Annotated in this window: 18 protein-coding genes; 11 read left to right on the top strand and 7 right to left on the bottom strand. The window is 40.2% G+C overall.

Annotated elements, in window-relative coordinates:
- Nucleotides 1-35: 35 nt before the first annotated feature.
- Complete coding sequence (gene pncB / locus P3L40_RS14875; protein ID WP_136134705.1) at nt 36-1,250, bottom strand: nicotinate phosphoribosyltransferase; 1,215 nt, start codon at nt 1,248-1,250, stop codon at nt 36-38.
- Nucleotides 1,251-1,794: 544 nt separating this feature from the next.
- Between pncB and pepN the strand changes: the two genes are divergently transcribed.
- The 3 genes from pepN (at nt 1,795) to P3L40_RS14860 (ending at nt 6,566) form a co-directional block, all read left to right on the top strand.
- The gene (pepN, locus tag P3L40_RS14870) at nt 1,795-4,413 is read left to right on the top strand and encodes an aminopeptidase N (protein WP_210852593.1); all 2,619 of its coding nucleotides are present in this window, start codon (nt 1,795-1,797) and stop codon (nt 4,411-4,413) included.
- 325 nt (nt 4,414-4,738) lie between these two features.
- On the top strand, nt 4,739-5,749 hold the full coding sequence (gene pyrD / locus P3L40_RS14865; protein WP_036958164.1) for a quinone-dependent dihydroorotate dehydrogenase: 1,011 nt from the start codon (nt 4,739-4,741) through the stop codon (nt 5,747-5,749).
- A 271-nt stretch (nt 5,750-6,020) separates the two neighbouring features.
- Nucleotides 6,021-6,566 carry a cell division protein ZapC gene (locus P3L40_RS14860; protein WP_004256145.1) on the top strand — a complete coding sequence of 182 codons (546 nt, stop codon included), beginning with the start codon at nt 6,021-6,023 and terminating at the stop codon, nt 6,564-6,566.
- 124 nt (nt 6,567-6,690) lie between these two features.
- Here the strand turns inward: P3L40_RS14860 and P3L40_RS14855 are convergent, their stop codons facing one another.
- Complete coding sequence (locus P3L40_RS14855; RefSeq protein ID WP_036957909.1) at nt 6,691-7,806, bottom strand: YcbX family protein; 1,116 nt, start codon at nt 7,804-7,806, stop codon at nt 6,691-6,693.
- A gap of 98 nt (nt 7,807-7,904) precedes the next feature.
- On the opposite strand from P3L40_RS14855, the gene rlmKL reads away from it, so the two are divergent.
- From rlmKL to rmf, 6 genes are all read left to right on the top strand, one after another.
- A complete protein-coding gene (gene rlmKL, locus P3L40_RS14850; RefSeq protein ID WP_210852595.1) occupies nt 7,905-10,013 on the top strand; it encodes a bifunctional 23S rRNA (guanine(2069)-N(7))-methyltransferase RlmK/23S rRNA (guanine(2445)-N(2))-methyltransferase RlmL in 2,109 nt (702 codons plus the stop codon).
- An 11-nt stretch (nt 10,014-10,024) separates the two neighbouring features.
- On the top strand, nt 10,025-11,932 hold the full coding sequence (locus tag P3L40_RS14845; protein WP_004256139.1) for an ABC transporter ATP-binding protein: 1,908 nt from the start codon (nt 10,025-10,027) through the stop codon (nt 11,930-11,932).
- 78 nt (nt 11,933-12,010) lie between these two features.
- Nucleotides 12,011-13,237 (top strand): membrane integrity-associated transporter subunit PqiA, encoded by a 1,227-nt coding sequence (pqiA, locus tag P3L40_RS14840; protein WP_004256137.1) that lies wholly within the window; start codon nt 12,011-12,013, stop codon nt 13,235-13,237.
- Entirely contained in the window at nt 13,234-14,883 is a 1,650-nt protein-coding gene (pqiB, locus tag P3L40_RS14835; protein ID WP_004256135.1) for an intermembrane transport protein PqiB, read from the top strand. Before pqiA ends, pqiB begins: the two co-directional genes overlap by 4 nt.
- Nucleotides 14,883-15,437 (top strand): membrane integrity-associated transporter subunit PqiC, encoded by a 555-nt coding sequence (gene pqiC / locus P3L40_RS14830; RefSeq protein ID WP_004256133.1) that lies wholly within the window; start codon nt 14,883-14,885, stop codon nt 15,435-15,437. Before pqiB ends, pqiC begins: the two co-directional genes overlap by 1 nt.
- 350 nt (nt 15,438-15,787) lie before the next feature.
- A complete protein-coding gene (gene rmf / locus P3L40_RS14825; RefSeq protein WP_004256131.1) occupies nt 15,788-15,958 on the top strand; it encodes a ribosome modulation factor in 171 nt (56 codons plus the stop codon).
- 130 nt (nt 15,959-16,088) lie between these two features.
- Here the strand turns inward: rmf and fabA are convergent, their stop codons facing one another.
- The 3 genes from fabA to P3L40_RS14810 all read right to left on the bottom strand — a co-directional run bounded on the left by fabA (nt 16,089) and on the right by P3L40_RS14810 (nt 18,825).
- The gene (gene fabA / locus P3L40_RS14820) at nt 16,089-16,607 is read right to left on the bottom strand and encodes a bifunctional 3-hydroxydecanoyl-ACP dehydratase/trans-2-decenoyl-ACP isomerase (RefSeq protein WP_004256129.1); all 519 of its coding nucleotides are present in this window, start codon (nt 16,605-16,607) and stop codon (nt 16,089-16,091) included.
- 96 nt (nt 16,608-16,703) lie between these two features.
- A complete protein-coding gene (locus tag P3L40_RS14815; protein WP_136134707.1) occupies nt 16,704-18,440 on the bottom strand; it encodes a Lon protease family protein in 1,737 nt (578 codons plus the stop codon).
- A 208-nt stretch (nt 18,441-18,648) separates the two neighbouring features.
- Nucleotides 18,649-18,825: a GhoT/OrtT family toxin gene (locus P3L40_RS14810; RefSeq protein ID WP_071585857.1), complete on the bottom strand. Its 177-nt coding sequence runs from the start codon at nt 18,823-18,825 to the stop codon at nt 18,649-18,651.
- A gap of 173 nt (nt 18,826-18,998) precedes the next feature.
- On the opposite strand from P3L40_RS14810, the gene matP reads away from it, so the two are divergent.
- Nucleotides 18,999-19,466: a macrodomain Ter protein MatP gene (gene matP, locus P3L40_RS14805; RefSeq protein WP_004256123.1), complete on the top strand. Its 468-nt coding sequence runs from the start codon at nt 18,999-19,001 to the stop codon at nt 19,464-19,466.
- A 171-nt stretch (nt 19,467-19,637) separates the two neighbouring features.
- On the opposite strand, the gene ompA is transcribed toward matP, so the two are convergent.
- Both ompA and sulA read right to left on the bottom strand, forming a co-directional pair.
- The gene (ompA, locus tag P3L40_RS14800; protein ID WP_004256113.1) at nt 19,638-20,729 is read right to left on the bottom strand and encodes a porin OmpA; all 1,092 of its coding nucleotides are present in this window, start codon (nt 20,727-20,729) and stop codon (nt 19,638-19,640) included.
- Between the two features lie 354 nt (nt 20,730-21,083).
- Entirely contained in the window at nt 21,084-21,605 is a 522-nt protein-coding gene (sulA, locus tag P3L40_RS14795; RefSeq protein WP_036957904.1) for an SOS-induced cell division inhibitor SulA, read from the bottom strand.
- A gap of 231 nt (nt 21,606-21,836) precedes the next feature.
- On the opposite strand from sulA, the gene P3L40_RS14790 reads away from it, so the two are divergent.
- Nucleotides 21,837-22,451, top strand: a complete 615-nt coding sequence (locus tag P3L40_RS14790) for a TfoX/Sxy family DNA transformation protein (protein WP_136134709.1) — start codon at nt 21,837-21,839, stop codon at nt 22,449-22,451.
- Nucleotides 22,452-22,491 lie beyond the last annotated feature (40 nt).

Raw genomic sequence — 22,491 nt, 5'->3', positions numbered from 1 at the left:
AAATTCTTACTCAGAGCTAGGGAAAAGCGACTTAATTAGCTGGCTTTTTCCATTTTAGGTAGGTCGAACGCTTTTCTGAGTTGATTGACGAACTCATCATCTTCACAAATGGTTTTTCCTGGGCTATCTGAGAGCTTAGCGACAGGCTTACCATTGCACTCTACCAATTTGATCACAATATTTAGCGGCGTAACATTGGGAATATTGCAGGTTAGACGAGTGCCGATACCAAAAACAAGGTTAATCCGTTGGTGGAAATAACGATATAATTCAAGTGCTTTTTGTAAGTCTAAGCTGTCAGAGAACACCAGTGTTTTGCTCATAGGGTCGATACCCAATTTTTGGTAATGAGCAATGGCTTTTTCGCCCCATTCGATCGGGTCCCCTGAATCATGACGCAACCCTTGGTAGCGGTTCGCAAAGTTAGCATCAAAATCACGCAAAAAGGCATCCATGGTGATACAGTCAGTTAATGCGACACCTAAGTGATTAGGGTATTCATCTAGCCAGCTCTGCAATGCCTCGCGTTGGCTATTTGCCAATTCAGGGCTGATTTGCTGGTGGGCTTGGAACCACTCATGGGCTTGTGTGCCAACAGGGGCTAGGTCTAACTCGTGAGCAAGTTTGTAATTGCTAGTCCCCACAAGATAAGGAAATTCTTGTTTAAGCATCGAAACAATGGCGGATTGCACATCGTAGGAAAAACGGCGGCGTGTCCCAAAGTCCATGAGCTTAAAATTAGACAAGTCGAGTTGGTGCTCATCAGCTTGTTGATAAAAAACATTTAACAGCTTTTTAAGTTGCTGAACAGCATCACTCGGATAAATGTTTGGGTGCCTATCTTTTTGGATGATTTCACTGACCAATGCAAGGAGTGGTACCTCCCACATGATCACTTCACGCCAAGGCCCACTAATGCGAATAGCCAATTGGCCTTCGTCGGTGGTACTGACAACGACTTGTTCAGGGTTAAAGCGGAATGATTTTAACCACGTAAGATAGTCTTCTTGGAAGAAAGGTAAGCGGCGGAGAAAATTCAGTTCATTATCAGAAAGTGATAAGTTAGCCATCAACTGAATTTGTTGCCTGATTTCATTGGCGTAAGCACCTAAGATCTCACTGCTACGACAGCGGAACTCAGCGACAACCGGTACCTGGTGGTAACGGTGGAAAACGGCCTGCTGCATATGAAGCTTGTAAGCATCGGTATCAAGCAGTGATGTAATAATTGGTGTAGCGTCTAAATTCATGGCACGCAGACATCCTCGCGGAGCTTATCTTTACCACTAATGCTATTCATTTTTACTCTTGTTTCCCTTGAAACCTGTTTGATTTTTCAAAAAGTCACAATGAGATAAAAGCAGCAATAGTCGTTAGCTAAATCGTTAAAGTTGCAAAAGTATACCCACTTTAGCAAAAGATAGAAGTGTTATTCTACCACTTGGTTTCAAGGAGCACGGCAACCTAAATTCGCGCATTGCCTTTTTGTATTACTATAAAATCAAATAAATACGTTTTATTCGTATTATGTTCCATAGAAATAGACAAAAAGCATTAATCACGAAAAGATACTAACACGCTATAAAATATTTAATAGTACTATAGCACCAACAAACAAACGAATTTTTAACAAAGTTAAGCAGGGTATGACATACAAAGCTAACATTGCCATAAAAATAGATAACATTTTTTGATGAAAATGTTTCTCAAATCCATTCACATTATTGTGGCTTATAGTATTGTATAAGTAATAAAGCAGTACGATATTGAATATAACGAATTAAAAGGTTACTTATGACCCAGCTAAGACAAGCGAAATATCGTCAGGATTATCAAGCACCTGATTACACAATTACAGAAATTGACCTCGATTTTAATCTTGACCCAGTGAAGACAGTCGTTACCGCAATAAGCAAGGTAAAACGCCTTAACTCTCAGTCATCAACACTTGAACTCAATGGCGAAGATTTATCACTAGTCAGTATTGAAGTCGATGGCAAAGCGTGGAAAAACTATAAAGAATCTGAAGGTAAATTGATTATTGAATCATTACCTGAATCTTTTACACTGCGGATTGTGAATGAAATTAGCCCTGAAAAAAATACAGCGTTAGAAGGGCTATATGTTTCAGGTGAGGCGTTATGCACACAATGTGAAGCGGAAGGTTTCCGCCATATTACCTATTACCAAGACCGACCAGATGTGTTGGCTCGCTATACCACCACAATTACAGTGGATAAATCACGTTATCCTTATTTATTATCAAATGGTAACCGTATCGCAGAAGGTGAGTTAGAAGACGGCCGCCATTGGGTGAAATGGGAAGACCCATTCCCAAAACCAAGTTATTTATTTGCCTTAGTTGCAGGCGATTTTGACGTTTTAAAAGACATATTTGTCACTCGTAGTGGCCGTGAAGTTGCATTAGAACTTTTTGTCGATAAAGGCAATTTAGACCGTGCTCCTTGGGCAATGCAGTCACTGAAAAATGCCATGAAATGGGATGAAGAACGCTTTGGTTTAGAGTATGACCTTGATATCTATATGATTGTTGCCGTTGATTTCTTCAACATGGGAGCCATGGAAAATAAAGGACTGAATGTCTTTAACTCTAAATATGTTTTAGCTAAAAGTGAGACAGCGACGGATAAAGACTATCTGAATATCGAATCTGTGATTGGTCACGAATACTTCCATAACTGGACTGGTAACCGTATCACTTGCCGTGACTGGTTCCAATTGAGCTTAAAAGAAGGGTTAACTGTTTTCCGCGATCAAGAATTTAGCTCTGATTTAGGCTCTCGCTCTGTTAACCGTATCAACAATGTTAAAGTGATGCGTTCAGCCCAGTTTGCTGAAGATGCAAGCCCAATGGCGCATCCAATCCGTCCTGACAAAGTCATTGAAATGAACAATTTCTATACTTTAACAGTGTATGAAAAAGGGTCTGAAGTCATTCGCATGATCCATACGCTGCTCGGTGAGGAAATGTTCCAAGCGGGAATACAACTTTATGTTCATCGCCATGATGGCAGTGCGGCAACCTGTGACGATTTTGTGCAGGCGATGGAAGATGCGTCAAATGTTGATTTATCACTATTTCGTCGTTGGTATAGCCAATCAGGGACGCCAGTTTTAACTGTGCGTGATGAATATTCACCAGAAAAACAGCAATATACGCTACATGTTAGCCAAATGACGCCACCTACAGCGGATCAAGCTGAAAAGCTGCCATTACATATCCCATTGGATATTGAGCTCTATGATGAGCAAGGTGGAATTATTACGCTAAAACGTGGTGGTAGTGTGGTAAATTCAGTGCTAAACATTACGCAAGAAACTCAAACGTTTGTTTTTGATGAGGTGACAAGTCGCCCAGTTCCCTCCTTATTGCGTGAGTTTTCAGCCCCTGTAAAATTAGATTACAACTACACAGATGAGCAATTAGCTTTCTTGATGCAGCATGCAAGCAATGAATTTGCTCGTTGGGATGCTGCTCAGCAACTCATTAATAATTATGTAAAAATTAACGTGGCTCACTATCAAAATGGTGAGATTTTAGTTTTACCTGAGCCAGTAGTTGATGCTTTCCGCGGTGTATTATTAAGTGATTCGATTGACCCTGCGTTAGTCGCCTTGATCTTAACGTTGCCTTCCGAAAATGAGCTTGCAGAATTATTTACGGTTATTGACCCGGTAGCGATCCACGAAGTGGTGAATTTTATCCATCATCATTTAGCAGTAGAAATGCATGATGAGCTTCTCACCGTTTATCGCTCCATTAATATTGATGGCTATCGTGTTGATCACCAAGATATTGCTAAACGTTCATTGCGTAATATTTGCCTGCAATACTTAGCGGCGGGTGATGATAGCGAACTGGCGAACAATTTAGTGCTGGAACAATACCAATCTGCCGATAATATGACTGATTCGCTGGCCGCATTGACCGCAGCAAATGAATCACAGTTAGCTTGTAAAGAACAGTTAATGGCAGACTTTGATGAGCGTTGGCACCATGACGGGTTAGTCATGGATAAGTGGTTTACATTGCAAGGGGCGAACCCTGCAAAAGAAGCGCTTGCCAATGTACGTGCATTATTGAATCACCGCTCATTTAGTATGAGTAACCCGAACCGTGTTCGCTCACTTGTCGGTGCTTTCACAGCAGGGAATCCCGTTAATTTCCATGCGAAAGATAGCAGTGGTTACCAATTCCTGTATGAAATTTTAGTCGATCTGAATACACGTAACCCGCAAGTGGCTTCGAGGCTGATCGAGCCGTTGATCCGTTTAAAACGTTATGATGAACAGCGCCAAGCACAGATGCGCAAAGTGCTTGAGCAATTAAAAGCGCTCGATAACCTTTCTGGTGATCTATTTGAAAAAATTACCAAAGCGTTAGAAAGCTGATTTATATATAGCTAACCAATTATTGGTTTTAATAAGCCGCTAAAATTTAATTTAGCGGCTTATTTGTTTATGACAATAATGGAATATTAAATGAGAGATAACTGCCATAAAGTGGTTGTTTTCCCCCAAAAAAATCAGGCAAATGAATTTTTATTGATTTTTTCATGGTAAAAAGGCGGTGAGATAGGGTAATCTATAGCGCGTTTTATCCGACGAAAAATAGTTCGCACAGTGAAAACTCGGCAATCAGTCTTTGGCGAGGGTTTTGGTGCGCGACATAATGTCTATTTTATTGAAACGCACTAGTAAAAATAGGTTATTGGATATGTTATATCATCTTGCCCGCAAGGCACTGTTCCAGCTCGACCCTGAAAAAGCTCATGAATTGACTTTTCGCCAGCTTCAACGTTTGAACCATTCCCCTTTCCAATGTCTTATTCGCCAATCTGTTGCCACTAAACCCGTTCAATGCATGGGGCTTTCCTTTAAAAACCCACTAGGGCTCGCCGCGGGTTTAGATAAAGATGGTGAATGTATTGATGCATTTGGTGCAATGGGTTTTGGGTTTATAGAAATTGGTACGGTAACTCCTCGTCCACAGTCTGGTAATGACAAACCGCGGTTATTTCGACTTGTAGAAGCAGAAGGTTTAATTAACCGGATGGGTTTTAATAATAAAGGTGTCGATAACCTTGTTGAGAATGTTAAAAAATCGAATTACGGCGGGGTCATTGGTATCAATATTGGCAAAAATAAAGATACACCTGTTGAACAAGGTAAAGATGACTATTTAATTTGCATGGATAAGGTCTATGCTCATGCAGGTTATATTGCTATTAATATTTCCTCACCAAATACGCCAGGCTTGCGTACATTACAATATGGCGAAGCACTAGATGATTTATTAAGTAGTATAAAAGCAAAACAACTGGAATTACAATTACAGCACCAAAAATATGTACCTGTCGCTGTAAAGGTTGCGCCTGATTTATCTGAAGAGGAAATTATCCAAGTTTCAGATAGCCTAGTTAGGCATAATATTGATGGCGTTATTGCAACGAATACCACGCTAGATCGTTCTTTGGTTCAAGGGATAAATCATTGTAATGAGGCTGGTGGGTTAAGTGGCCGTCCTGTGCAATTAAAAAGTACACAAGTTATTAAGATTATTTCACGTGAGTTAAATGGAAAGCTGCCAATAATTGGAGTAGGTGGAATTGATTCCCTTACCGCGGCGCGTGAAAAAATGGAAGCGGGTGCCTCTTTAATTCAAATTTATTCTGGTTTTATTTATCATGGGCCAAAATTAATTAAAGATATTGTTAATCATATCTAGTAATAAATTGTAAATTTACGTATCAAGGGGGTTTATTTATTCCCCCTTTTAAACTATATTGCTAATAGTGGCTATTTTTGTATCAAGTTGAACTCAATTTTCAGTAGATTTGCTATTTAGATAACAATATTATCCAGTTATTTCTAACGCATCTTCTTATTTAGCAGATCCAATTTTTAGCATATAAAAATAGCCTTAGAGTAAATTTAGAAAGGATCATTATAGAGATCATTTCTACTTTATTTACCGGTAAATCGCTAAAGGATCGTTTATGAATATTAAACCTGATGATCATTGGCGTTGGTATTTTGATCATGACCATAATAGGGTGATGTTAGATCTCGCCAACGGCATGATATTTCGTTCATGTTTTCCTGCTAAGATGCTAACGGTTTTTGCTCGTAATGAGATGCCTTTTAGTATCGAAGATGCAGGTGAATATTATTTATTTGATGAGCAGGCTAAAAGGCTAAATATTACTCAAGAAGAAAGAGCTGAATTAGTCTTAAATAGTTTAGTTGCTTTTCGTTTTTTAAAGCCACAGATGCCAAAGAGTTGGTACTTTTCTTCATTTCACTATATTAATGAGCCTAAGCAGGGGCAAATAATTCAAGTGTGTTTAGAAAATACGAACCATTATTCCACATTTATTATTGCTGAGGCTGGCCCTTCTGCGAGTTTATGTTTATTAGCGGAACCAATTTTAGAATTACCCGATCGAACTTTACGATTTTGCGATCCAATTAAGATCATGAACGATCGCATGCTTGAATATTCATCTAAAGTGAAACGTCAATTATACGGTAATGCTATTTAAATGATCGCTAGAGATCAAAAAAGAATAGTGAAACAAAAGTTTTTTTGCTAATTAATCTAGTTTTGAGCGTTTAACACCATCGTAGAATTGAAACCTTGATGGTGTTAAAAAGCAAAATCAACGCTTAATTAAACGCTAATTTAACGGATGTTTTCGGGATACAACTACAGGCGAGTATATAACCGTTTTCTTTAATGGCGCTTTGTTTTAACGGGGTGACCTCCCCAGAAATAAGCTTAATTTTACAGCGACCACAGATGCCAGCTCGACATGAATAAGGGATAGTTAAACCATTGGATTCTAATTGCTCCAGGATCACATTTTGGTTATCACCGGTATATTCTGTTTCTCCAAAAACTAAACTGACCTTATTGGCTTGAGTATTTAAACTATTAGCTGCTAGGTCACTTTCCCGCTCTTGAACTAAATACTGTTTTGCTGGTTTAGTTTCTAATACCGTCAGGGTATCGCCAACACGAATAACACCGGTATTTTTAATAATCACATTTTGGCCAAAATCGACATCACCTGTTTCATCTGAACGGAAGGTTTGTAATGTCGCAAGTGGCTCACTGTGGGGATGTTTGATCCCTTTCTCTGGGCTAACAGTAGTTAAAATGCATCGGCTACATGGCCTATCTAATGTAAAGATGACATCACCAATTTGAATGGTTTTCCATGTATCTTCTTCAAAAGGCTTGGCGCCTGTAATAATTAAGTTGCCACGAAACTGTTCTAATTTAATACTGGCAGGGCAACGGCGTTGCAGTTCTTGGACAGAAGCTTCGTTGATCAGTAAGAAAGGGTAGCCGTCAGCAAAAGACATCGGCACATCTTGGTGTTCTTTGACGCGACGAGAAAGCTGCGGGCTTAGCCAGCGTAATTGTACCGGTTCGTCAAAAAAGGTACTTAACCAGCTATTTATCGCTTCAGGTGCAATAAGTGCATGAAAATGATTGCCCCAAACTTCAGTAGGGCTCTGCTTCTCATCAAAGTCCTGATACAATACCGTCGCACTTTCGCCATTTGGTGCTCGCAAGTGAAGACCATTATTGAGCATTACCGGTGTAAAAAGTAACATTTGTGGATATTTTCTCGCTGTAATAAATTTACCTTCCAGCGTGGTTACCATAAAATTACGATCAAAAGTCAAACCGCTAATATCAGCGAAGGCGTGGGATAAACGAACTCCTCGCATAGATTTTACTGGGTGTGTGTAAAGGCGCGAAAGCGTTATCATTTTTTAATCCTTATAATTGTGCGTAGCAACTTTATGACAACTGCATAAGATTAGCTATAATGCGCAACAATTTTTCATCCAAATTGGTAATAAATACTATGAATTCTCTGTTTGCCAGCACAGCTCGCGGCCTTGAAGAACTACTGAAAACGGAATTAGAATCGCTTGGCGCTAGCCAATGCAAAGTGGCCCAAGGGGGTGTCTATTTTCAGGCCGACGAACGTGTGATGTACCAAAGCCTACTGTGGAGTCGGCTGGCATCGCGTATTTTATTGCCACTGAATGATTTTGACGTCTACAGTGACTTAGATTTGTACCTCGGTGTACAAGCAATCGACTGGAGTGAGATTTTCTCCGTCAATGATACCTTTGTTGTTCATTTTACAGGGACTAACGAAGAAATTCGCAACAGCCAATACGGTGCATTGAAAGTGAAAGATGCTATCGTAGACAGCTTCGTACGCAAGCTAGACCAGCGCCCTGATGTCGCCCGCCAGCAAGCGGATATCCGCATCAACGTCTACCTTAATAAAGAAAAAGCCAGTGTAGCACTCGATTTAAGTGGTGATTCATTACATATTCGTGGCTACCGTGATTTGGCAGGTCAAGCACCCTTAAAAGAGACGCTGGCGGCAGCAATTATCAACCGTTCAGGTTGGCAGCAAGGAACCCCCTTGGTCGACCCGATGTGCGGTTCAGGAACCTTGTTAATTGAAGCTGCAATGATGGCAACAGATAAAGCCCCCGGGTTACACCGTACGCATTGGGGCTTTTATGCATGGTCGAAATTTAACGCGGAACTTTGGCGTGAACTAACCACGGAAGCGCAAGTGCGTTTCCGCCAAGGTTTGAAAGAAACGACATCGCGTTTTTATGGTTTTGATATCGATAAGCGCGTACTGGAAATGGCTCGTGCGAACGCGCGCCGTGCAGGGTTACAAGATTTAATCACCTTTAAGCAAGGTGATGCCGCTGCATTGGAAAACCCAGTTAAGGCCGATGCGTTAGGCACGATTATTAGCAATCCCCCTTATGGGGAGCGTTTAGAAAGTGAGCCTGCTTTAATTGCGCTACATAGCCAGTTAGGGCGGATCGTGAAGGCACGCTTCCCTGGTTGGCGTTTATCGATTTTTAGTGCTTCTCCTGAGTTACTCAGCTGTTTGCAACTGCGTTCAGAGCGTGAATTTAAAGCTAAGAATGGTCCTTTAGATTGTGTCCAGAAAAACTACCAGCTAGCGGCTACGCCATCAGAAACGATAGCGGAAATTTCACCTGATTTTGCAAATCGTTTACGTAAAAATATCAAGAAATTAAGTAAATGGGCAAAACAACAAGGCATTGATAGTTACCGTGTTTATGATGCTGATTTACCTGAATACAATGTTGCGGTTGATATTTATGGCGATAAAGTGGTGATCCAAGAATACGCGCCACCGAAAACTGTTGATGAACGCAAAGCTCGTCAACGCCTATTTGATGTGATCACTGCAACAATGAATGTATTAGAACTGACATCGAATCAGCTAGTGTTAAAAACGCGCCAGCGCCAAAAAGGCAAGCAGCAGTATGAGAAATTAGCGCAAAAAGACGATTTCTTTTTAGTGCAAGAATACAATGCGAAAATGTTGGTGAATTTGACGGACTATCTGGATACAGGGTTATTTCTTGACCATCGTATTGCCCGTAAAATGTTAGGCCAGATGAGTAAAGATGCCGATTTCTTAAACTTGTTTTGTTACACCGGTACTGCCACTGTGCATGCAGGGCTTGGCGGCGCGAAAAGCACCACTTCCGTAGATATGTCACGTACTTATCTTGAGTGGGCTGAAAAAAACCTACAAGCGAATGGGCTAACAGGTCGCCAACATCGTTTAATTCAAGCGGATTGCTTGAGTTGGCTGGCGAATAGCCGGGAACAATTTGATTTGATCTTTATTGATCCCCCAACATTCTCAAATTCAAAACGCATGGATTGTACGTTTGACGTACAACGAGATCATATCCAATTGATTACCCACCTAAAGCGGTTATTACGCCGTGGTGGAACCGTAATGTTCTCTAATAACAAACGCGGTTTCAAAATGGATCTTGAAGCAATTAAAGAATTAGGATTACAAGCACAAGAAATCACAGCTAAAACACTGTCAGAAGATTTTGCTCGTAACCGCCAAATACATAACTGCTGGCTAATTAGCCACGCAGAGTAAGGATAGAATCAATGGCTTTAATTAATTTGTCGGGTGCATACCTTTCGTTTAGTGATGCCCCATTACTGGATAATACCGAAATTCATATCGAAGATAACGAACGTGTATGTTTGGTTGGCCGCAATGGTGCGGGTAAATCAACGTTAATGCGTGTGTTAACGAAAGAACAGCCGTTAGATGATGGCCAATTGGTTTATGAGCAAGATTTAGTTGTTGCACGCTTGCAGCAAGACCCACCGCGTAATATTGAAGGCACTATTTTTGATTTTGTGGCTGAAGGTGTTGCAGAACAGGCTCAGTACCTCAAAGATTATCACCATGTTGCAAAAGAGGTCGAAACCGACCCGAGTGAAAAAAATCTAAATAAATTAGCTGAATTACAAGAGGTGTTAGATAATCGTAATTTATGGTTGCTGGACTCTCGTATCAGTGATGTGCTGAAAAAACTCGGTTTACCTGCGGATGCAGAACTGTCTTCATTATCAGGTGGTTGGTTACGTAAAGCCGCTTTGGGCCGTGCGTTAGTGAGTAACCCACGAGTACTATTTTTAGATGAGCCAACCAACCACTTAGATATAGAAACAATTCTTTGGCTGGAAAACTTCCTAAAAGATTTCCAAGGCAGCATCGTATTTATCTCCCATGACCGTTCGTTTATCCGTAATATGGCAACACGTATTATTGATTTAGACCGTGGGCAGCTGTCTTCTTGGCCGGGTAATTATGATGACTACTTGGTGAATAAAGAAGAAGCATTGCGTGTTGAAGAGATGCAAAATGCAGAATTCGACCGTAAATTAGCCCAAGAAGAGACGTGGATCCGCCAAGGTATTAAAGCGCGACGTACTCGTAACGAAGGTCGTGTTCGTGCGCTGAAAGCGCTACGCGTAGAGCGTTCAGAGCGTCGTGAAGTGATGGGCACAGCGAAAATGCAAGTGGGTGAAGCAGCCCGTTCTGGCAAAATTGTGTTCGAAATGGAAAATGTGAATTACCAGATTGATAATAAAGTACTGGTAAAAGATTTTTCAGCTCAAGTATTACGTGGCGATAAAATCGCGCTAGTTGGGCCAAACGGTTGTGGTAAAACAACATTATTGCGCTTAATGCTAGGAGATTTACAAGCAGATAGCGGACGAGTTCATTGTGGGACTAAGTTGGAAGTTGCTTATTTCGACCAGCACCGTGCGGCATTGGACCCAGATAAAACCGTGATGGATAACTTGGCAGAAGGAAAACAAGAAGTCATGGTCAATGGCAAGCCACGCCATGTTTTAGGCTACTTACAAGACTTTATGTTTCCACCAAAACGTGCGATGACTCCTGTTAGGGCGCTTTCTGGTGGTGAGCGTAACCGCTTGTTGCTTGCGCGTTTATTCCTAAAACCAAGTAACTTATTGATCCTCGATGAACCGACTAACGACCTTGATGTCGAAACCTTAGAGTTACTCGAAGAGCTAGTTGATGGTTACCAAGGAACGGTTTTATTGGTTAGCCATGACCGAGAGTTTGTTGATAACAGTGTGACAGAATGTTGGATCTTCGAAGGTAATGGGGTTATTAAGCGTTTTGCGGGCGGATATTACGATGCTCAGCAGCAAAAAGCACAAACAGTGAGTTTGAAAGCAGAACAAACGGGTAAAGTGACTGCCCAAGATAAACAGACGAAACCGAAAGAAACGGTAAAACGTTCAAATAAGCTCAGTTACAATTTATTACGTGAATTGGAACAATTGCCAGCAAAATTGGAACAACTTGAAAGTGAAATTGAAACATTGCAAACTCAAGTTGGTGATGCCGATTTTTTCAATCAACCACATGATGTAACAGAAAAAACGCTGAGTCAGCTAGCAGCAAAAGAAGCTGAACTAGAGCAAGCATTTGACCGTTGGCAAGAGCTTGAATTGCTGAAGAACGGCTAATTACGTTTTAATTAAAGGAGCAAATACACTTTGTGCAACCATGCGTCTCATGAACATGTGCTTTGTCCTCAGTGTGACATGTTGGTTGCAGTTCCTGAGTTGGAACAAGGGAGCAAGGCAACGTGTCCACGCTGCGAAACCACATTGGTCTCAAAGTGGCGATATCCGTATAAGCAGCCGGCAGCATATGCATTCAGTGCATTAATTATGCTGTTTGTTGCCTGCTTGTTCCCTTTTGTTAAGATGGGCGCCGCAGGGATTGAAAATGAAATTTCACTATTCCAAATCATTGAAATTATAGCAACCACGCGTTATAGCGGTCTGGCACTATTTTTTCTATTCTTTTCATTGATTATTCCTGCATTTTGTATGGTCACCATTATCCTTTTAGGGTTGCAAGTTCATATTCCTAAAGGTATTAAAGTGGTGATCACCCGTATACTGTTCCAAATGAAAGCGTGGTGTATGGCTGAGATCTTTCTAGCGGGGGTCTTAGTCAGTTTTGTTAAATTGATAGCTTACGGCGATATTGGCATCGGGTTAAGCTTTTTACCTTATTGCGCGTACTGCATGCTGCAAGTAAGGGCTTTTCAATGCTTAGATCGTCACTGGCTATGGAACCGAATTGAAGCGGCTCCGAAATTAGATAAGCCGTTAATCGTGGGCCAGACGGGTATTAAACAAGATGTACGTTTATGTCTTGTGTGTACGGCGATTTTACCTGCCGAACAATCAAAATGCCCACGTTGTCACTCCCATGGTAGTGTACGGAAAAACCAAAGTTTACAATGGACTTTGGCACTTTTAGTGACATCAATTATGTTGTATATCCCTGCTAACGTACTGCCAATGATGACCACAAATACGTTGGGAACCGCATTAAACTCGACCATTATTGACGGAGTCATTTTGTTGTGGGAAGACGGGTCATACCCTGTTGCCATGGTGATTTTTGTGGCCAGTATCATGGTGCCTACATTGAAAATGATAGGAATTGCATGGCTTTGCCTAGATTCCAAGGGGTACGGTAATCGTGACCCACATCGTATGCATTTTATTTATGAGTTGGTGGAATATGTTGGTCGTTGGTCAATGATAGATGTATTTGTTATCACTATTTTAGCCTCTTTGGTTCAAATGGGGCAGTTGATGAATATTGTCCCTGCGATGGGGATTATTTTCTTTGGTGTGGTTGTTATTCTCACAATGTTTGCAGCGATGACCTTTGACCCTAGATTAACTTGGGATCGCTGTGAAAGAAAAAATGCAGTAAATACTGTTGAACAAGAAGGAGTCATCGGGTGACTGAAAAAGAAACACCGCAGGCCAATGCCAAAATTAGCAAGCTAAAAAGTTGGTCGCCTGTATGGGTGATCCCAATAGTGACGCTCTTGCTTGGTGCTTGGGTTTTATTTTACCACTTTAGCAACCAAGGCCCTGAAGTGACATTAATCACTTACAATGCTGAAGGAATAGAAGCGGGTAAAACGAAAATTAAAAGTCGCAGCGTTGATATTGGCGTTGTAGAAAGCGTGACACTTGATGACAACTTTAGTCGAGTGATTATTAAAGCGCGCTTGAATAATGAAATGAAAGAATTGTTGCGTACCGATTCCGCGTTTTGGATTGTAAAACCGACAATTGGGCGTGATGGCGTCACTGGGCTTGGCACATTACTTTCAGGTGCTTACATTGAGCTTCAACCGGGGTTAGCGGCAAAAGAACATTTCGAGTTCACCTTATTGGATACTCCGCCTCTTGCATCACCAGATGCTAAGGGAATTCGTGTTGTATTGGTGAGCGATAAGGCAGGGCAACTAAACCCAGGTGACCCAGTTTTATTCCGTGGTTACCGAGTTGGTTCTGTTGAAACTAGTGACTTTGATATGGACAAGCGTGATATGCGCTACCAATTATTTATCAATGCGCCTTATGACAAATTGATTAGTTCAAATGTACGTTTCTGGAAAGACAGCGGTATTGCTTTTGATATGTCATCCCAAGGTGTTCACGTTGAAATGGGCTCAATAGCCACATTACTGACCGGTGGTGTGAGTTTTGATGTTCCAACAGGGTGGGTTCCAGGTGCAAATGTGAAGGAAAATACTGAATTCCAACTGTTTGATAACCAAAGTAGTATTCAAAATTCCTTGTATACGCAGTATCAAGATTTTGTTTTGTTTTTCTCAGACTCAGTGCGAGGCCTGCAACCCGGAGCGCCAGTAGAGTTCCGTGGTATTCGTTTAGGTACCGTTGCACAAGTGCCTTTTTATACGGAAGGTTTAGACCAATCACTGGATAATGACTTTAGAATTCCGGTTTTGATTCACATTGAGCCAGAGCGTTTCTCTAAAGATGTCGGTAAGAATTTTAATTTGAAAAATGAATTAAATTTAGCCTTGAAAGATGGCTTAAGGGCATCATTAAAATCAGGAAACTTGCTAACTGGCGCATTATTTGTTGATTTGGATTTTGTGCAAAATGCAGAGCCTTATAAAGGCCCAACTGTAGTTGCTGGTTATAAAATTATCCCGACAACCAGTGCAGGGTTAGCGCAAATTCAACAAAAAGTCATTGCAGTGTTAGATAAAATTAACAATATGCCAATTGAACCAATGCTTAATCAAACCACACAAACATTGGCAGAAGGGCAGAAAGTTGTTAAAGAAGCTAATGCCATGTTGGCACAGCTCAACAAAGTGATGGCGAGTAAAGAGTTCCAAAATTTACCTCATGACTTGCAAAAAACACTGCAAGAAATGAACCGTGCAATGCAAGGTTTCCAACCTGGTTCACCAGCCTATAATAAAATGGTGGATAACATGCAGCGTTTAGACCAAGTATTGAGAGAAGTTCAGCCACTTTTACGTACTTTAAATAATAAGAGTAACGCATTAGTTTTTGAAGCTGAGCCAACGAAGGATGTTGAGCCTAAAGGAGTGAAAAAATAATGAGATATTTATTATCGATATTTGTTTTATTGTTGGCGGCTTGTAGTAGTACTCCTGAGAAAAAGTACTATCAATTGCCAATGAAAACTCCTCAGACACAATCTGCAGAGGTGATGGATAAAGGCCAAGTATGGTTACAGCGCATCATGTTATCGGATGTATTGACGTCAAATGGTATTACTTACCAAACGACAGATGTCAGTTATACCAATGCGAGTACACACTTATGGGCTAGCCCATTAGAACAACAGCTTGGGCAGTCGATGGTGAGAGAATTATCTGCGGCATTACCTGAAAAACTAGTTTCTTTGCAGCCATTACAAAACTCGCCGGATACGCTCGATATCACTTTAACGGCCTTTAATGGGCGGTATGACGGTAAAGTATTAGTTCAAGGCTTTTGGACTTACTCTCATAATAACAACGTGATCCGCCGTAATTTTGATGTGCAATTAGATCAAAATGAAGATGGTTACCCGGAGTTGGTCCGTACGTTATCGATGGGCTGGCAGCAAGTGGCTGAGAGTATTGCGAAAGAGATAGATAAATACTAGTTATTACCTAAGTATTTTATATTAAATGCACCTTTAATATATATGGTTTATATATTTTAGGTGCATTATTATTTTTATTAAATATAGATATCTTTTTAATTTATATATTAGTGAATGATAAATTCTTTTGTTCTCTAATATGATGATAAATAAAAGGATATTTTTATTTATGATTAAAATCAATAGATTATATTAATTGCCACATACAAGTCACATTTATGCTATTTATGACAAATATATGAAAATCTTTACTTGATTTTTTTATCAACGGGCGCTATTTCTATAGTGTACCTATTAAAAAATAGTAGGTGCTGTTTTCTTTTCCATTTAAATGATGAGGGAAGTAAGGCATGAAAAGACAGAAGCGAGACCGTTTAGAAAGAGCTTTATCAAGAGGTTATCAAGCAGGTTTAGCAGGGCGCTCTAAAGAACTGTGCCCATATCAAGCAGTAGATGCTCGGTCGCATTGGCTAGGTGGTTGGCGAAAGGCGATGGAGGATCGAACCATAGCGGTAGTGTAACCCCCACATTCTTTTAATCTTTTAGGTTAAATAGCCTGTACTCGTTTATTTGAGTATTTTCGGGTTTTTAAGTTAAAGATATCAATCAATTTAAGAACCTCCGCCATTGCGGAGGTTTGCATTTCAAAGCTTAGAATGCGCTCGTGTCTTTAAAAAGACCCACTTTTAAGTCTGTTGCAGTATAAATTAATTTACCATCAACTAAGACTTCACCGTCTGCTAACCCCATGATCAGCTTACGGTTGATCACGCGTTTAAAGCTGATGCGGTAAGTGACTTTCTTCGCAGTAGGGAGGACTTGGCCTGTAAATTTAACTTCGCCAACGCCTAAAGCACGTCCTTTTCCTTCACCGCCAAGCCAGCCAAGATAGAAGCCAACTAACTGCCACATGGCATCTAGGCCTAAACAGCCAGGCATGACAGGGTCGTTTGTAAAGTGGCAGCCAAAGAACCAAAGGTCTGGATTAATATCCAGTTCAGCTTCCACATAACCTTTATTAAATGTGCCACCATCTTCAGTCATACTGACGATGCGATCCATCATCAACATGTTTCCTGATGGCAGTGGAGGACCATTTTCTCCAAATAATTCGCCTTTACCAGAAGCAATTAAATCATCTTTTGTGTAGGATCCGCGTTTATCAACCATGTTCTTAAGATAGCCTTTATTATGTGTAGGGCTACAGGATAGCTTACACTTGTACGCTGAACAACTCCGATCTGCTATTTTTTACGCAATCTTTACTTAACTCATCCATTTTAAGAACCAAGGAAGTCTAGCCTTATCCGGTGAATTTGCTTGATTAATGCGTTCTTGAATTAAAGCTAACAGGTGTACATTTTCCTCTTCAGCTTGCTGTTCAAAGTAAGGTTGTTTAGTGAGTAAAGTAATGGCTTGGGCGACATGTTCAACGGGCCAAATATGGAATTGGCCTTCTTTTACGGCTTCAACGACAGCAGATTTGGTGCATAAATGGCGGACATTTGCCATTGGGATGATGACACCTTGGTTGCCAGTTAACCCGCGTTTTTCACAGATATCAAAGAAACCTTCAATTTTCTCATTCACCCCACCAATAGGTTGGACATAGCCAAATTGGTCAACCGCACCAGTGATAGCAATTTGCTGGTCAATAGGCTGTAGTGCTAATGCACTAATTAAAGCGCACAGCTCTGCGAGTGATGCGCTATCACCATCAACTTCACCATAAGATTGCTCAAAGACGATAGAGGCTGAGAAAGGTTGAGGTTGCTCTAATTTAAGCTCGTAATTTAAATAGGCTTGCATGATCATCATGCCTTTGGCATGGATATTACCACCTAACTCTGCTTTGCGTTCTACGTCAGTGAATTCGCCATCACCTAAATGGGCGACACAGGTAATTCGAGAAGGTTCACCAATAGCGTCAGGGTGCCCTGGGTATTGCAAAACAGATAAACCATTAACTTGGCCGATAACTTCGCCTTCGGTTTTAACAAAGATCTGTTCTTGCAAAATATCATCTTGAGTACGTTCTGCTAGGAAACTATGGCGCCATTGGCGATTTTCGTTAGCTTGGTTAAATGACTCTTGAGTGAGCAAATGGTTGACATGGTAATGGCTGGCATCTACAAGGGAGCGAACTAACCAAAGATTATCAAGAGGAAGATTAAATTTATCCTCACAGTAACGTACAGCTTGTTGGATAAAAGGAAGCCACCCATCAGGAGAAATATTCGGTAATTTATTGGAATCAATAATGGATTTAATATAACGCATCCATAAGGCCAATTGTTCTTCATCTTCGAAGAACATAACAGGCTCATATTCGCCATAAATAGCGCAGCTAAATAACTCTGGTGATGTAAATTCAAATTCTTCTAGAGCGAGTCGGTCACCAACAATTATGACTTTAAGTTCTAAAGGCTGTGGCTCAATTTCAATGGGTAAAGGTTGATTATCCGAATAAGGCAGCCATTCAAGCTGTTGACGGTTAACCATATTTTTTAGGCGAGCCCACATTAAAGGTTGATTAATTAATGTGCTAGCAGCGATAACTAATATGCCACCATTGATTTGGTGAAGTAAGCCTGGGACTAAATTCAAGGAAGGGGTAACATAGCCAAATAATTGTTCGGGTTCTATCCAATTACGGTAAGCGATTTTATCACGAGAAGAAAAACGGCTTGTAACACCATTTTCCCACTGGAAAACGCGGTTATCTTCAGATAATTGATAGTCACCATCAATAGTATTTATCTCTGCCAGTAATGGGGTAATTGCATTAGCATAAAGGCTAAGATATGTCTCACTTTCATCAGACTTGATAAACATAAAGCGCGTTTGGGCAAATTCATCAACAAAATGTTGTATGCCATCAGATAGCCTAGGCTGAATGTCTGATAAAATTGCAGGGGTCAACGTTTCTGAAGATACAAATTTCGTCTGAAATGACGATAAGTTAGGAATTAGGCCTTGCCATGTTAGTTCTTGACTGATCACTATAATTATCTGCTATTAATAGAGTTATAAATAAAATGCCTGCCAGTAAGCTGGGCGTATATGCCTGAAAAAGGTTTATTTAATAAATTTGCTAAATAGCATTGTTTGTTTTATAAACAAATTTCAGGCTAATTCATTACCCAATGGGCAAGCTTGTTATATTAGCCTTTGATAGGCAATCTTGCAGCAATAATTGTTGAATTATCGACTAGAATAACGAAAACATAAATACAATGGGTAGTGTCATTGGCCAAGTTAAGCCAATAAGTATGGCGCTCAGTAGGCGCATAAAAAAGTTTGGATCTTTTGTTACGAGTAGGGTAAATAGCATTGCGCATACACCGCCAATCCCATAGATGACGAGTATGTATTCAAATGTGGACATGCAGTTTTATTAATTTGTTAACAGATAGGAGCGGATTGTACACTATTTTTACAAGGTAGGCTTACCTTCTTTATTGAAAAAGTGAATATTCCACTAAATCGAATATCTGCATGAGTATTTTGTTTATAATCTTGCTAATATAAAAATAGGTTCAATTTTCTTCAGGAAAAATTATGAAATATCAGCAGCTTGAAAATCTTGAATGTGGCTGGAAATGGGAATACCTCGTCAATAAAGCAAGAGGTGGCGAAGCAATTACCCGCTATATAGAAAGAAGCGCAGAAAAAGAAGCCATAGACTTGCTGCTAAAAATGGAAAATAGACCGGTTGATGTACTAAAGTGGATCACTCAGCATATGAATCCAGAGCTTGATAACCGAATGAAACAGAGTATTCGGGCGAGGCGTAAGCGTCATTTCAATGCCGAGCATCCACATACACGTAAGAAATCAATAGATTTAAATTTTTCAGTATGGCAGCGTTTGTCTAATCTTGCTGTGAAGCGTAATAAAACGTTGTCTGAAACTATTATTCAGTTGATTGAAGATGCGGAACACAAAGATAAATATGAAAGCCAAATGAGCTCATTAAAACAAGATTTGCAAGCGATCCTTGGAACACCAAAGGAAAAAGATAATTAATGAAGATCTGTGAGGATCCGTGCTGGTAATTCAAGCTATATGACATGATTGCGGGAAGTTTAATTTTAAAAATGAATTTTTGTATCGTGTCTATTATTTTTAGTAATAAAAAACCCCAATATTAATTGGGGTTTTTGTATTTCAGTTCGAAATTCAAACTAGGGCTAAGAATTAAGCACCTGGCTGAGTTACAACTTCAGTTGTACCTTGGATTTCGATTTCAACGCGACGGTCTGGCGCTAAACACTCGATCAGAGCTGCACGGCCTTTAACGTTGTCACATTTGTTACCAGTTACTGGATCTTCTTTACCACGGCCTTCTGCAGCGATTGCGCTAGCTGGAACGCCTTTAGATACTAAGTAGTCAACTACTGACTGAGCACGTTTCTGTGACAGTGGCAGGTTGTAGTTTTGTGAACCGATACGGTCAGTGAAACCAACTACCAGTACGCGACCTTGAGTTGGGTCGATGCTGCTCAGTTCGTTGTACAGTTCATTCAGAGCTTGCTGACCTTCTGGTTTCAGAGATGCTTTGTTGAAGTTAAACAGAACGTCTGAACGCAGTGTGAAACGTTTGTTTTCAACAACTGGAGCTGCTGGCTCAACAACTGGAGCTGGAGCAACAACTGGAGCATCAGCTTGACCGAAACGGTATGCAACACCAACGCTCAGCATGCCGTTGTCTGGACGAGTACCGATGTTGTCTTTATCACCTAAGTTGCTAACCCATTGGTAGTCTAAACGAGTAGCCCACTCTGGAGTGATTGCATACTCAAGACCTAATGCGTATACAGGTGCAACGCCAGTGTCAGTTTCTTTGAAACGTTGGCCATTTTGGTGAGCTTTAGCTTCTGTACGGTAAACCATACCACCTAAACGAGTGTAAACATCTAAGTCATCCATGATTGGATAGCTTAATTTGGTAGTTAATGAAACACCCATAGATTTCAGGTCACCGCTGTTACCAGCGCCTTTGTATTTCATTTTACCGAACCAATCATAGCCAAGCTCGAAGCCTAAGTATTGGTTATATTGGTAACCAGCGTAGGCACCTGCACCGATTGTGTCACGGTCAGTGCTGTTACCAACAGTGCCCCAACCTGCATAGTCTGTACCAGTTTTTGCTGGATTCAGGCTAGTGTCTTCATAGTGAGACCAACCTAATTTAGCACCGGTATACCAAGTGTTATCTTTTGGAGCTGCTTGTGCAACGGTTGCAAAAGCTGCTACTGCCACTGCTACTGCGATAGCTGTTTTTTTCATTTTTACGCCTCGTTATCATCCAATATTGGCTTGGCTTCGCTGAGCCTTATTATATGCCATTGGTTTAATTTACTTGCTAGGTTTCGCAGACATTATCTACAAAAAAATAATAAAAGTAAAAAATAATGCCATAAGCCGAACAAGCTAAAGTCTACAACGAACTTAAAAAGATACAAGTAGAGTGAGCAATAATCGTTAAAAAAAGTATTTTTTTAGTGTATAAATCAGAGAGATATGTATATTTTCTGTAATGATTATTTTTTATCTATCTGATTGATCTACAATACATTTAATTTAACTTTAGAGGAAAATATTTCTAAAGGTTAAATTTAGTAAGAAAATTCTTAATCTTGGCTAGTGGTAATGATTTGAATGAATTTTTAAGTGGTTTGGCTGTCCTGCTAGTGTATTAATCATATTAAACGTTTTCTGTGGGCGCATAATTAAACCGATAGAACGGCCTTCTTGAGCTGCGTATTGCAAGCGAACAAAATCTTGCTCGCTTATTTCAGGTAGCCACCCTAAAACCACACTGTAATTACCACTTCTTAGTGCTTTTTCCATGGCGCCAATCGTAGTGATATCTTCCATATGGTTTAATTGCATAACTTTATGAGTTGGTATTCCTGATTGTTCTAACCAATGCTTACTGAGTTTCTTATTAGGGCTTAACCAGAGCAACCAGCGTGATTGAACCCCAAACTGACGAAGCATTGGCAACAAAATGTAATCCATAATAGGGTGTTTTTCATCGTAAACAAGCTCGCTCACCATACCTTGTTGCATAGAGCTGTTAGTAAGCCCTGTCGCAGGGATTGATTGTGCGTAATTATTAAGAGAATGTTCTGTTGAGTTGTTCCAAGAATAGATGCTCATAATTTACCTCGTTACAATGCTGTATGAACATACAGTAACTGTATATCCATCCAATATCAAGACTATTTTTTCAAAGCGCTTCGCAACTTTGTTGTTTTTTTCTGCATTCTTCTTGGCATTTTTTATGGAAGCTCTCAAAATTAGTTATGCGTAATTATCTGTAAAAAAAGAAGTTATAAAATTATTTTTCTCAAGGATGAAAATTGAGCATACCCAAAAAGGAGTTTGGTAATGTTGTTAGAAGAAGAAAAAATTTTTTATTTATCTCGTTTGTTAAGTCAGTTTGGCGAGCTAAAACGTAAAAATCATTTTGGTGGATTTTGTCTATTAGTCGATGATGCCATTGTAGGGTTGGTACTCGATGGTTGTTTTTATTTGCGTGGCTGCTTAGTGGCAAGAAGTCACTTTGAAGCGTTAGGGTTTAATCGGTTAGTTTATAGTAAAAAAGGCATTCCATTAGAAATGCGCTACTATCTACTTTCGGAACAAGTTTGGCATGACGAGTCCTTGTTTCTCCAATATATTGAGTTGGCGTACCGTTCAGCTATCGAGGAATTAAAACAAAAGCAATCAATGACTATGCGTATAAAAGATTTGCCTAATATGAATATGTCGGTTGAGCGCGCACTAGGGAAAATCGGGGTATCGCATGTTGATGAGCTGCGTATGATGGGGGCAAAGGCTTGTTTTATGAAGCTAAAAAAACATGGTAGGAATAACCCAAGTATTAAGTTACTCATTGGCTTAGCTGCTGCAATAGAAGGGTGTCATAGTGCTGTTTTACCCAAGGATATCAAACAAGAGTTAATTGCTTGGTATAATAGTTTTGAGTTGACGTCAGCCTAAACCTGCGGAAAGCGACTGTTATTATTAGAATTAATATTAC

It is taken from the genome of Providencia sp. PROV040 (assembly GCF_032706145.1).
Lineage (GTDB): Bacteria > Pseudomonadota > Gammaproteobacteria > Enterobacterales > Enterobacteriaceae > Providencia > Providencia hangzhouensis.
The sequence above is the reverse complement of the archived record's forward strand: the minus strand, read 5'-3'. Positions and strand labels throughout refer to the sequence as shown.

Excerpts from the sequence above, each read along its gene's own strand:
- pncB (WP_136134705.1), bottom strand. The coding sequence starts at position 1,250 with ATGAATTTAGACGCTACACCAATTATTACATCACTGCTTGATACCGAT.
- pepN (WP_210852593.1), top strand. The coding sequence starts at position 1,795 with ATGACCCAGCTAAGACAAGCGAAATATCGTCAGGATTATCAAGCACCT.
- sulA (WP_036957904.1), bottom strand. The coding sequence starts at position 21,605 with ATGAGCATCTATTCTTGGAACAACTCAACAGAACATTCTCTTAATAAT.
- matP (WP_004256123.1), top strand. The coding sequence starts at position 18,999 with ATGAAATATCAGCAGCTTGAAAATCTTGAATGTGGCTGGAAATGGGAA.
- pyrD (WP_036958164.1), top strand. The coding sequence starts at position 4,739 with ATGTTATATCATCTTGCCCGCAAGGCACTGTTCCAGCTCGACCCTGAA.
- P3L40_RS14860 (WP_004256145.1), top strand. The coding sequence starts at position 6,021 with ATGAATATTAAACCTGATGATCATTGGCGTTGGTATTTTGATCATGAC.
- P3L40_RS14855 (WP_036957909.1), bottom strand. The coding sequence starts at position 7,806 with ATGATAACGCTTTCGCGCCTTTACACACACCCAGTAAAATCTATGCGA.
- pqiA (WP_004256137.1), top strand. The coding sequence starts at position 12,011 with ATGTTGGTTGCAGTTCCTGAGTTGGAACAAGGGAGCAAGGCAACGTGT.
- fabA (WP_004256129.1), bottom strand. The coding sequence starts at position 16,607 with ATGGTTGATAAACGCGGATCCTACACAAAAGATGATTTAATTGCTTCT.
- P3L40_RS14845 (WP_004256139.1), top strand. The coding sequence starts at position 10,025 with ATGGCTTTAATTAATTTGTCGGGTGCATACCTTTCGTTTAGTGATGCC.
- P3L40_RS14810 (WP_071585857.1), bottom strand. The coding sequence starts at position 18,825 with ATGTCCACATTTGAATACATACTCGTCATCTATGGGATTGGCGGTGTA.
- pqiC (WP_004256133.1), top strand. The coding sequence starts at position 14,883 with ATGAGATATTTATTATCGATATTTGTTTTATTGTTGGCGGCTTGTAGT.
- ompA (WP_004256113.1), bottom strand. The coding sequence starts at position 20,729 with ATGAAAAAAACAGCTATCGCAGTAGCAGTGGCAGTAGCAGCTTTTGCA.
- P3L40_RS14790 (WP_136134709.1), top strand. The coding sequence starts at position 21,837 with ATGTTGTTAGAAGAAGAAAAAATTTTTTATTTATCTCGTTTGTTAAGT.
- rlmKL (WP_210852595.1), top strand. The coding sequence starts at position 7,905 with ATGAATTCTCTGTTTGCCAGCACAGCTCGCGGCCTTGAAGAACTACTG.
- rmf (WP_004256131.1), top strand. The coding sequence starts at position 15,788 with ATGAAAAGACAGAAGCGAGACCGTTTAGAAAGAGCTTTATCAAGAGGT.